This window comes from Chryseobacterium sp. ZHDP1, from assembly GCF_018603435.1.
GTDB lineage: Bacteria > Bacteroidota > Bacteroidia > Flavobacteriales > Weeksellaceae > Chryseobacterium > Chryseobacterium indicum.
Map to the genome: position 1 here is coordinate 1,417,441 of NZ_CP075682.1, position 12,165 is coordinate 1,429,605.

Sequence of the window (12,165 nt, forward strand, 5' to 3'; positions counted from 1 at the left end):
AAATCTTCTATAAAAATGAATAAGAATAAACATGCTGATAAACAGCAATACTTTTTAAACTTACTTCTTCATCAGTATATTTATTTTCTGGAAGCCATAATAACTGTTCATAAATAGTAGTTTTTACACCTGCTTTTACTTCTCGAATTTCTTTCCAATTAGGAATATTTAACTTTTCATTTTTGAGAATTTCTAAAGTTTTTGCTGCCACTTTCTTCACTTTTTCTCTTTCTTCCTTATCCAAGTTTTTATCCTGAATTAAAAGATCAAAAATGGATAAGGTAGGTTCATCCAAATTTTCTTGATAAGCTCTTTTTTCTTCTTGTGACAGGGATTGAATAAATTCTGACAATTGTTCAAAACTGCGTACAAGTTCTACTTCAGATTTACCATTATTGTAATCTTCGATAATTTCTTTATAACGTTCATAAAACTCCAAACGTAAAGGATTCTCTTTAAGCATCTGTTCTAATTTTTGTTCCACAGCTTTATTTAGATCATATACTAATTCATTTTTTCTAGGGATTTTCTCAAATGCTTTTTTTAATGCATCAATATTTAAATTAGACAAATCTATCATTGTATAAGGATTTTCCTGAACAGTATCGACCTCAACGGAATCATTGACTACACTCTGTAAACGTAAAATAATCTCTGTAACATCAGCACTTTTTACTTTTTGATTGAGTTTACTGTAAATGGCATCGATAGCGTTATATTGTGGAGTGTATTTTTTTGCCTGTTTTTCAGGAAAAAGTGCTTTATACTTTCTAAATACGTTTCTAGCCGCTATCTCAAATTTAGCACGGGACTCGTCATTTCTACAAACAGCATTCGCTCCATTATTTACTGCCGCAATTTTCCCCATAGCTGTAGCTTCAATTAAAGTATCTAAATTAAAGTTTTCTTCTTCTAACATTTTCACTACGTCATCAATAGCTTCCTTTATTTCGTCAGACATTGTTTCTAACTGCTCGAATGGTTTTTGATTATCATTCTCATCTCCTTTTTTACCTTTATCTCCTTCTCCGTAGACAGCATAAGCTTTTTCTAATTGCTGATACACATTACCATAATCAACAATAAGCCCATTTTCTTTTTCATCATCATACACTCTGTTTGCTCTGGCAATGGTTTGCATTAAAGTATGTCCTTTAATCGGCTTATCAAGATAAACTGTTGAAATAGAAGGCGCATCAAATCCAGTTATCCACATCGCACATACAATTGCCAATCGGAATGGATGCTCTTCATCTTTAAATTCTTTTTCAAGATTTCTTTCAACCATTTTGCGACGATGCGTTTCAATATCCAAATTGATTTTTTTGAATTTATCAATTTCATTTTGTTCTGAACTGATGACAACACAAACCTCTGTTGAAACAACTAAGTTATATTTACGTTTTAATTCCTGCTCTTCCTGAAGGTCTTTTGATTCTGCAATTTTTTGTTCCAGTTCGGTCAGATATTCTGGCCAATATTCCATAATGTAATCATACATCCGAACCGCTGTTGGCTTATCAAGTGCTACCAACATTGCTTTCCCCTGATAACCTCTTTCATTAAAATGCCAAACCAAATCTTTAGCGATCTCTCTCAGACGCGATTCTGCAGTAAGTATCGGGTATTCTTTTTTAAATAGATAAGCTAATTTCTTTTGCTGATCTTCATCAAGATTTTCATTTTCAAGAATCTCAGCCATTTGTTCATCCAATGCAGGATTATCAATATTTAGTCGCTCTCCACGATTCAAATATTTTAGTGGAAGGGTTGCTTCATCTTCAATTGCTCTTTTAAAGTCATATACAGAAACATATTCTCCAAAGATATTTTTTGTGACTTCCTGCTCCTCTTTAATGATAGGAGTTCCGGTAAATCCTAAATATGAAGCATTGGGCAATCCAAAAAATCTCATATTTCTTGCATATTTCCCTCCTTGAGTACGGTGTGCTTCATCAGATATTACAATTATATTTTTTCTTTCGGTGATAAGCGGGTATTCTGTTTCTAACTCAGGATCAATAGAAAATTTATGAATCAATGAAAATACATACCGATGATTTTCACTTAATAATTCCCTAAGGTGATCTCTACCCGTTATACCTTTCTTTTTACCGGCAATTACATTTTTATTGTTAACAATTCCAACACCTGAAAATGTATCGTAAGCCTGATTTTCCAGTTCTGTACGATCTACAACAATCAAAAATGTGTAAGAACCCCCAAACTTTCGATGTATTTTCTCACAAAGAAAGACCATAGAATATGTTTTACCCGAACCTTGAGTATGCCAGTACACTCCTAATTTCCCTTCGAGACCATTAATATTCGGAACATTTTCCAACACTCTGTTTACCCCAATAAACTGATGGTTCTTTGCCATTAGCTTTACAATATTTCCATTGCTTTCATCGAAGAGTAAAAAGTTCTCGAAAATATCCATTAGGTTTTTAGGAGCGCAGGTTCCTCTAAGCATTGTATCTAAACTTACAATTCCTTCAGCATCTTCTGTTATACGTTTCCAGTCAAGAAAATATTTATATGGACTGGTTACAGTACCCACTTTAGCATCTGTACCATTGCTTAAAATTACAAAGGCATTGTGATAAAATAAATGAGGGATTGTATCTTTATAATCCTTGAAATTATCTTCATAAGCAGAGCGTAAATCGATAGCGTGAGATTTAAGCTCGAAGAATACTAATGGAATACCATTTACAAAACCAATCACATCAGGACGACGATTATGTAACTCGCCATTGACTTCGAATTGCCGAACAGCCAGAAAATGATTGTTTAAATAATCTTTGTAATCAAATATTCTTAAAGTTTTCTTTTGGGTTTTGCCCTCCTCATTTGTAAATGAAACCTCAACACCATTTTTTAATAATTGATATTTGGCTTTATTTTGTTGAGCAATAGTTTTATCTGCTTCTTTTTGAACAATTTTTTCTAAAGCTCTTGTATATGCTAATTCCGGAAGGTCTGGATTTAACTGCTGTAAAGCCTCCAAAACATATCGTTCTAAAATTACTTCTCCTCTATTCTCACGACCTAATAATCCTTCTGTTCCAAAACTTTCATTCTTCCAGGCTGTAGTAACTTCCCATCCAAGTTCTTTTAAAACTTCTTCGGTAGCGTTTTCTATCAATGCATCTTCTGAGTATTCGTAGGACATAGCTTAGTTATTAAATAATGGTTTGTAAAACTTAATCAACTGTTTTTTATCATCATTAAAATAATTATAATCAGCACCAGCCCATTTCTGCTTATAATGCTGGAATCTTACATTAATATCGAAAAATGAATTGAATTTTTTAGGATTTAAGTATACCCCAAAGTTTTTACCTTTCCAATATTCCCAACTATTATTATTTTTTAAAGCGATATAATAGATATAAAGCTGCTTTTTTAAATCCTCTTCATTACTTAGGTCATTCAATGAATTATAATTACTTATAAAGGAACTAAAAGTATTTTGGAAATAATCTTGTGCAGAAGTAAAAGTTTCAATTTCTTTTAAGCTCATCAAAAAGAATTTACTCCTTACTAAATTAAAATCTTCAATACTTTCACAATTAACAATTTTATGATTATCATTATAGTTTCTTATAGAATAGTAATCTGTTAAAAGCATAGAAGCCCAAATATCGTCTGACAGTTTATTTTCATTTTCTTCTGTTATTATTTTGAAATTCTCATATATCTTCGAAAATAACTCTAAATCAATTTCAGATACATTTAATCCTTCAAAAGCTTTGGAATAATTAAAATCTTCCGGGGCGTGATAGTGATATGAAAATTGTAATAAAGGACTAATTTTGCCCTTGAATATCTTATTATCTTCCACTTTCCAAAATACAGACTCAAAATCCTCGCGGTTGCTTTTTTCTAAATAAACAGAGAATTTAAATCTTTCCTCTGATGTCAATAATGTTTTTGAAGCTAAATTTGCATCAAGCTCAATAATTTTTGCAATATCTGTATTAATCTCTAATAAATTGTCAATTAATTTAATTGCATTAATTACCTGTTTGTTAATAGTTTTAGCCACAGTTGTATCACGTCTTAGATTATTAAGATATTTCAAAAGCCTAAAAATTTCTTGGTTTTTAATAACTCTATTTTCATCCAGCAATCTATATATATAATACAAAACTGGAATAAACCTAAAAGAGTCTATCTGGCTTATGATTTTATCTTTAGGACTTAACCATTCTCTTTTTATTAAATTTGAATTTACTGAAGAATATTTTTCCAAAATATCAGCATCAGAATAATATTCATTAAAAATATAATGTACAGCTTTAAAGTACTTTTCAATTTTTTCTATTGAAAAATACTCTCTACTTAAATGAATTTTTTCACCCTGAATAAGTGTAACAATTTTTTTTGTTAGAGACTTTTCATCTATTTTTTCATCTTCATCCGTATTAAGTTCGTTATCACAGAGAGTCATTTCAATGATTTGAATCCATCTTAAAAATTCATTTAGTCCATTATCCGAATTTGATTGCAGATTATTTTTATCCCGGTTTTTCCAAAAGAAGTCCTGCCATTCTTCCCATTTTGCTCCATACTCAAATAGATTTGAGTCATCAAACATTAAGGCCGCTTTGTTTTCCTCATTCTTTGACAATGCTTCTCCGCGGGCATTCATTGTAATATAAAGTTCTTCTCCTTGATTAGTCACTTCCGTTTTGAAATGATAAAATTTGATATTATTGAGTATAAAATCAAAATACTTCTCTTTTCTATCCTTAAATTTTACTACTATCAGTTTCAAAGCTTTTAACATTGATAAAACAGTAATATCCTGATTAAAATCTTTTAAGAGCCAAGTTGTTTTTGATGTTAAAAGCTGATCAAGCTTTTCAACATTATCAATCTTAGAAATTAAATCCAGAATAAAAAGATGTGTTAAGTTTCTAACCTTATAGTCAAAAGCTATCTCATTGAGTTCATTGTAACGAATCGCATCTCTGAAATCGTCTACTCTATTTTCTTTTAATGCACAATAAAACAACAATAAGAAAAGTGAAGTAAATCTTTGTTGACCATCAATTAAATTTTCATCTAAAAAACGTTCATAATTGTAATTTACATAGCTTGGTTTATAAGTATATAAAAAACCCATATTTATTTTTGAAGATGTTTTAGGTGTTCCACAAGTATCACAAACATTTCCAATTTTATCAATTATAGAATCTAAGAATCGTTCTAAGACGTCTGGATTATTTCCCCAGACATATTCTCTTTGAATCTCTGGTACAATAAAATTGTTTTGAGATAATAAAAATAAAATACTCTGTTCTTTAAGCTGCTGATTCTTCATTTTTTATATCTTTTAATCCAAAAAATAATCTAATTTTTGCTTCAATAGCCTCACAATTCAAAATAATATCATTGAACGACCAATCATTTAAATTTCTAGCATCTATTCTTGCTTTTACGAAAACATTTAAAGTATGCTGTCTTACATATTCTCCATTGTGAACATTGTTCACTACAGATGCTCTTTTATCAATATAATAGTTGTTACCAAAACCTCTATTTATAGAATAATGAAGCAAAACTAGATTACCGATAGCATTAATAGGTGTCAATTCATGAATCTTTAATTCTAAATCTTTTAAAATCTCTTCTTTTTCCAGCTCAGATCTTTTTTTCCAAAACTTTTCATTAAAAGGAAATAATTCTTCTATATTCAGATTTATATCCGTTAAATACTGTACAATTGAATTATAATCGTTTGTACTTTTTTCTAATTCTTTAATATTCTTAGGTGTACAAGGATATATATGTTCCTTATCTTCTTTGTATTTTCGGAAATGTTTGGGAGATAAAAACGGTATTGAATCATTCCCTGAAATTTCAATAATATCTAATAAAATTAAAAATCTCTCCAACTCATCCCTTTCATACCAATTGGTTTTATGTTTACCATCAAAATTAAGGATTTGCTCACTCCAGTATCTATAACCACTATCTTTTTTATCTTCTGATCCTAAAACCAACTGTTGAATATCTTTTTTCAAATCGTTAATAAATCCATCACGAGTAATATCCTTAGAATTCCATAATTTATAATATTTTCTAAAATTAAAACTACGCTGATTATTAGCTATGAAACCAAAATAATGATATATCTCCCGATCCGAGAACCAATCATTTAATGTTCTATTAAGAGAAACTAATTCTTGATATAACTCTAATGAACTAATTGTAGTATTTTCAAAGAGTTTTAAACGGAGTTTTTCATCTGTCTTAAGCTGAGTTGCAGCCCATAGTTTATAAAGAATATTAATGGGATTAATTTCTTCATTGAATTCAATAGTTTCCTGATTATCTAATTCTATCTTTACAAATGGAGTAAAATAATTCTTTACATTTTCCTGAGACCACCATTGATTTAATTGATCTAATTCCCACCCTATTCGTGTTCTCTTTTCATTTAACCTGACAATATCTTTAATAGAATCTTCTTTAAAAGATCCCATTTCTTCTTTAGCGACTCTTGTTATTATGATTGCTCGCACAAGATCAGCTCCATCTAATGGAACTTTTCCTGTATTCAAATTCATAAAAAGTTCTTGCTCTTTTATATTAGAATGAATTTCGTTGACGATAAACTTTACGTTATTAGCAAATTTTTCTTTAAAAACCTCAACGTTTATCTTCAAGCTCTGTATTGTAGTATCAAATGTTCTGATAGCAGAATACATATAAAAAATATCTTGATGATCGTAATCTTCTTCTTTTTCTTGTAAGCAAAAATCATCAAAATTAGAAGTTGATAGAATGTGATCAACAAAAGTTTTATTTTCCCTCTGAATTCTCTGAATAAAATTGTTTGAACTTTCTCGTACAGCATAGGAAAACTTATCTACCAAATATTCCTGAAATCCTAAATAACAAAATAATAAATAGGTTGTTGTTAGCCTTTGCTGTCCATCAACAATGTGTAAAATATTTTTATCTTCTGTAGATGGATATAACGTTATATTTTGTAAACAGTAAAATAAATTCTCATCTTCAGCATCAAATCCATTAATGTCATTAATAAGCTGAACAATTTGTTTTTCATTCCATTTATAGCCTCTTTGATACTCTGGAATTTTATAAAATCTGTCTTTCAGAAAAGTAGTAAAAACCTCTCTTGTACTATAAATTAAATTTGCCACGGTATTAGTTTAGTTTTTAGTTTTTTAATTTTAATTATTTCTCATACTGTAATGTTTCAGTTAGAAACCCAATCGCGCTCTCCATATTCGCATCACTGAAAATCGTTCGCTCCAACTTCGCCTCCCATTCTTTTTCAGATTTTATAATGTCCAAAACATTGGTTGAAGTAAACTCAATATTCTTTTTAGAAAGCTCTATCAAACTATTATCAACTGTTGCCAAAAGCTCCAGTTCATCATTAGACTTAAATTTAAACTTTGTAACAAGCCAATCCAAATCGGCTATTTGCCAGTAGTTGGAAAAGTATTTTTTAGCATCATCTATCTTTTCGGCAACTACAAATCCTGTCGTACCTTTATCTCCTTTCCAGTTTTGTATGTATTTGCTATTTAGCGCAATCTTTTCAGGACCGCCGTATTTTGTTTTTGGGTTGTAAGGTCCTGCAGCTTTTCTCAGATAATCCTGAATTTTATTGTCTGAATATCTGTGAAAAAGATAAGAAAGCTTGGTATATCTTTTTCTACCCAAAGGGAATTTTTCGCTACCAAATCTTTCAGTTAAACATGCAATCAAAACGGCTTCTTTAAATTCTTTTGGAGCTTCTTTTTTAGGTTGTTCTAACGGAATGATTTTAGCCTCAATTGGTTTTGTTTCTAAACTCTCTACATCAATTATCCCCATCATTAAACGTGGTAACAAAATATCCCGAGTCTCTCGTAAATGTTTGTTTTGAGATTGAAGATTTTCTTTAATAACATATAATGGCGCACAGTAATCATCAAACTTCTTTATTAGAGTATGAATTGGTTTGATAATTTCTTTATTGTATGCTGCATCCCGATTTAAACCAGGGACAGCAGCATCATTATTGACAAAAGTTAAGCTTTTTATCAAATAGTAAAGATATTTTAAGCTTAACTCGCTTGTCGCATAATAAACCGTATCAATTGGATAAAAGTTATTATTTTCAAAATGAACTGATCCAACATTCCCTTTTCTTCCTATTATTAATCCTGGACCTTTTACTAGATAATCAATATGAGTACCAACAACTCCAGATGAGCCATATACATTAAATTCACCTTCAATTCTAACTTCTTGTTTTAATGCTTTACCATAATTAAGGACGAGAACATCTCTAAGTTTTGCAATACTCCACCCTTTCGGCAAACCATTTTCATCAAAAACCGCAGTTTCATAACCCGGAAAACGCATCCGTACAAACCATTCTTCGTAGGTTTGTTGTGCCATTTCTTCCAAAATTTTAATTCGTTTCAAATTGTTTTCTATCAAATCATCATAAGCCGATAAAATTGAAGCAATTTTATGTTGGGTGGGAGGGGCTGGAAGATGGATTTTGGTGGAAATAATCTTATATATTCCTAATTTAGGCTGAGCTGCACCTGAAGCTAATAATTGAAAATGATCATAAATAGCTTTTGTACCTAAATAGTATTTTAAAAATTTACCATAAACAAGTGCTTTGTTTGCAATTATCTTGACTGCATTTTCAGTTAAGTTAGAATTATCAAACTCATTAGTTACAGACGCTACTTCACCAATGGTTCCTGCAATTGTCAATATAAGATCGCCTGAATTAACAATATAATTTTTAATTTGAAGATGGGTATTTTCTGAAATATAAACTGGTTGGTCAAAATTTATTTTGCCATCTTTTATGTCACGAGCACGTATATATTTATGCTTTGTTTTTATTTCTAATAATTCGTGATTCTTTGGTAATCTTTTTCCACCTTTAACTTTAGCAATTTCCCCCAAAGTCACCTCTTTCCAGCCTTTCCTCATAATCTCACAGCTTGTATTTGGTTCATCAATTGGTTGGCTTCTGTATTCAATTTGGCTAATTCGTCATGCAATTCCTGCATTCGAGTTTTGTAATCAAAATCCATATCAATATCAATGCTTACACCCACATATCGTCCTGGTGTAAGGCTATAATCTTGCTCAGCAACTTCTTCCAAATCTACCACTTTGCACAAACCTTCTACATCACTATATATTCCTTCAGGGAAATGCTCATTAAACCAAGTATTATCAACTGCTATTTCAGGAGTTTCACCACGGTATAATGCCATTATAGCCGTTAATCCTTCCAATTGCTGAGGAGAAAAATCATTAATCGTAGTGCTTACCTTTCGATAAACATTACGGGCATCGATCATCAGTATTTTATTCTTGTTTTCTTTTCGCTTACCCTTATCAAAAAACCATAAATGGCAAGGAAGCGAACGGGTGTAGAAAAAGTTGTTTCCGATAGAAACGATACAGTCTACATTTCCTGTTTTTACCAACTCTTCACGGATTCGTTTTTCAGCATTTCCAGCATCAGTTGCTGAAGACGCCATTACGAAACCAGCCCTTCCAGTTGGGTTCAGATACGACATAAAATACTGTATCCAAAGATAATTGGCATTTCCAATTGTTCCTTTACCAGTCAATGGTGCACCAAAAGGTAAGCGTTTATCTTCTGCTAAAAATTTATTCTTAGCATCTACTTTATCCACATTGAAGGGCGGATTTGCCATCAGGAAATCACATTTTCCAAATAATTCGTGTGGATCACTGTAAAAAGAGTTATTATTAGCGATACTCCCGTTTATTCCGTGGATAGCTAAGTTCATTTTAGCCAAACGTGTGGTATTGCTTTTATATTCGGTACCGAAAACTTGAATAGCTTCGTTTACTTTTTTGTTCTGATGATCTTTGATAAAATGTGCGGTTTGTACAAACATACCTCCCGATCCACACGCAGGATCGTGAATAATCCCGTGATCCGGTTGAATAAAATTTACAATCAACTGTACCAATGAGGGAGGTGTGAAGAATTCCCCTCCTTCTTGTGCACCGGCTCCCATCATTGAAAGTTTCATCAGGAAGTACTCATATACTCTTCCAAAGACATCACCTTTAGCTTTTTGAACTGAGTCACTGTTAAAAATACGGATCAAATTGGCCAGTAAATTATTATCAGAATCATCTTCAGGAGTAAGCTCCTGATAATTTTTAGGAAGAATACCTGCCAGTTCTTTGTACTCATTTTCAATAAGTTTCATCGCGGAATTTATCGCTTCGGCTAAATCTTCACTTTCGGGCAAATTGGCAAGATGGGTATACTGTGCTTTTTTCGGTAAGAACATTGCTCCAAGAGCAACATAATCATCTTTGGTAGCATCACGGCGTTTTCCAGTACGAGGATTTATAGGTAGTATTTCTTGCAATTTATCTTTTGCTTCTAAATATTTATTTTCAGCAAAACGCAATAAAATTAATCCTAATAACGGATCTTTATATTCAGCCGCAGTCAATTTTGAATTAGCTCTTAATTCATCGGCTGCTTCCCAAAGCTCTACTTCGAGCTGTTTAATATCTTTTTGAGTCATTTTAACCTGTTAAAAACCAAACAAATATAATTTTATAAAATTCTGGTTTAGAATTTATAAAAATATAGCAATTTATTTAAGTTCAGAACACTTAATAGATGATTCTTTACAATTAATATCTACTTTTTTTAATCGTAAACATTACTTTAATTTAAAATCAAACAATTCTTGTGGATGCACATCTAGACCTTTGGCTAATTCTTGAACAGTTGAGATTCTAAGATCTACTTCACCTTTTTCTATTTTACTAATATTACTATGATCTACATCACATTTTTGAGCCAACTCTCTATAACTTAAATTCAGCTTTTTCCTAAACATCTCCACTCTCTTACCAAATGCTATTCTAAATTCTAATTTATTCATTGCAGTTAACTTTGAATAGACAAATTGATGAGATTTAAATAAATTTTTGTAGTTTAATTAGCCTACATTAAGAAAAATGTTTTATATTTGCCAAATAAGTTACAATAAAGGTAACTTTGCGATACTTCAATGATAATAATCGAAGCTATTGCTTAGATTCTCGACTAGAAAACTGGTAATTTTTATGTGTACGGGAAGATAAGTAAATTAGCTCACGACCGCGGCGTGGGCTCTCTTATCGTACACGGGTATACCAGTGCCTCTAGTCTGTAAGTTGAGTTCCACGCCTTTCTTTTGGCAAAATGATGTAGTGAGTGAGTATTTTCAATGATGTAGAGAATTCATCTTAGTAATCGAAGCAGCTCTTCAAGCAATAATCAGCTCAAATACACTGCTTATGAAAAGAACAAACTCCTTACCCCGAAAGCTCAACGATCATCAGCTATATGAACTACTGAAAAAAGGTAATACGGCTTCTTTGGAACATATACATGTACGCTACAAGAGACTTCTTTTCTGGGTTGGAAGGCAAGTGCTTGAGGATGATTTTGTCGTGGACACTATTGTTCAGGATACATTCCTCAAATTGTGGCTTCACCGCGACAGTATTGAGACTCCGAAGCATATTATTGGCTTTTTACGGTTTGTTATGAAAAGAGATTGCATATCTTATGTCACTGCGCCGAAGAATAAATTCAACCGTCTAGTTGCTTCTCTTGAAAGTTTTGAGAATTATCAGGATTATCTTGTGGGTTATGATCCCCTAAATGATAAAGAGAATCTCCTCAGTCACGAATCGGATCAGAAAAATTTCGATGAAGTCAAAAAGGTTTTACCTGTTCTGGATCCAAAAAGGAAACACCTGATCGAACTTTGCTTGGAATATGGCTTTCAGCACAAACCAATCGCAGAAGCAATGGGAAGCAGTGTGAAAGACATCAGCAATGAGGTGAGCAGAGCTATAAATGATCTTCGGAAAATTCTTAATAGAAGTTCTTTTGAACAGCCACAGGAAAAAGCTTTCGATAACAAGGAGCAGTCAGAAAAACTCAGTAGTCAACAACTTGATATTTTGAAAAGAAGGTTTGAGCAGAGATCTTCATTTGCAGTTATTGCCAAAGAACTCAAATTGCCGGTAAAGGTAGTCCATCGGGAATTTCTGTACGCCTATCAGCATCTGCAAAATCAAAACACTTCCGAAATACCGCTTTGA

At 31.8% G+C, this 12,165-nt stretch carries 7 protein-coding genes; 1 reads left to right on the forward strand and 6 read right to left on the reverse strand.

Translation table 11 applies throughout. From position 1 onward, the window contains the following. Positions 1–7: 7 nt before the first annotated feature. The 6 genes from KKI44_RS06375 to KKI44_RS06400 all read right to left on the reverse strand — a co-directional run bounded on the left by KKI44_RS06375 (position 8) and on the right by KKI44_RS06400 (position 10,952). Positions 8–3,178: a type I restriction endonuclease subunit R gene (locus KKI44_RS06375; protein ID WP_214590352.1), complete on the reverse strand. Its 3,171-nt coding sequence runs from the start codon at positions 3,176–3,178 to the stop codon at positions 8–10. Between the two features lie 3 nt (positions 3,179–3,181). Then, complete coding sequence (locus KKI44_RS06380) at positions 3,182–5,335, reverse strand: DUF262 domain-containing protein (RefSeq protein ID WP_214590353.1); 2,154 nt, start codon at positions 5,333–5,335, stop codon at positions 3,182–3,184. Beyond that, a complete protein-coding gene (locus tag KKI44_RS06385) occupies positions 5,316–7,184 on the reverse strand; it encodes a DUF262 domain-containing protein (RefSeq protein WP_214590354.1) in 1,869 nt (622 codons plus the stop codon). Before KKI44_RS06385 ends, KKI44_RS06380 begins: the two co-directional genes overlap by 20 nt. Before the next feature lie 34 nt (positions 7,185–7,218). Continuing rightward, complete coding sequence (locus tag KKI44_RS06390; RefSeq protein ID WP_214590355.1) at positions 7,219–8,991, reverse strand: restriction endonuclease subunit S; 1,773 nt, start codon at positions 8,989–8,991, stop codon at positions 7,219–7,221. After that, positions 8,988–10,586: a class I SAM-dependent DNA methyltransferase gene (locus tag KKI44_RS06395; protein ID WP_214590356.1), complete on the reverse strand. Its 1,599-nt coding sequence runs from the start codon at positions 10,584–10,586 to the stop codon at positions 8,988–8,990. The genes KKI44_RS06390 and KKI44_RS06395 overlap by 4 nt, the downstream gene beginning before the upstream one ends. A 141-nt stretch (positions 10,587–10,727) precedes the next feature. After that, complete coding sequence (locus tag KKI44_RS06400) at positions 10,728–10,952, reverse strand: helix-turn-helix domain-containing protein (RefSeq protein WP_214590357.1); 225 nt, start codon at positions 10,950–10,952, stop codon at positions 10,728–10,730. Positions 10,953–11,349: 397 nt separating this feature from the next. On the opposite strand from KKI44_RS06400, the gene KKI44_RS06405 reads away from it, so the two are divergent. Then, entirely contained in the window at positions 11,350–12,165 is an 816-nt protein-coding gene (locus KKI44_RS06405; RefSeq protein ID WP_214590358.1) for an RNA polymerase sigma factor, read from the forward strand.

What these genes read in the sequence shown, in the direction of transcription:
- KKI44_RS06380 (WP_214590353.1), bottom strand. Translation starts at nt 5,335, where the DNA reads ATGAAGAATCAGCAGCTTAAAGAACAGAGTATTTTATTTTTATTATCT.
- KKI44_RS06405 (WP_214590358.1), top strand. Translation starts at nt 11,350, where the DNA reads ATGAAAAGAACAAACTCCTTACCCCGAAAGCTCAACGATCATCAGCTA.
- KKI44_RS06375 (WP_214590352.1), bottom strand. Translation starts at nt 3,178, where the DNA reads ATGTCCTACGAATACTCAGAAGATGCATTGATAGAAAACGCTACCGAA.
- KKI44_RS06395 (WP_214590356.1), bottom strand. Translation starts at nt 10,586, where the DNA reads ATGACTCAAAAAGATATTAAACAGCTCGAAGTAGAGCTTTGGGAAGCA.
- KKI44_RS06390 (WP_214590355.1), bottom strand. Translation starts at nt 8,991, where the DNA reads ATGAGGAAAGGCTGGAAAGAGGTGACTTTGGGGGAAATTGCTAAAGTT.
- KKI44_RS06400 (WP_214590357.1), bottom strand. Translation starts at nt 10,952, where the DNA reads ATGAATAAATTAGAATTTAGAATAGCATTTGGTAAGAGAGTGGAGATG.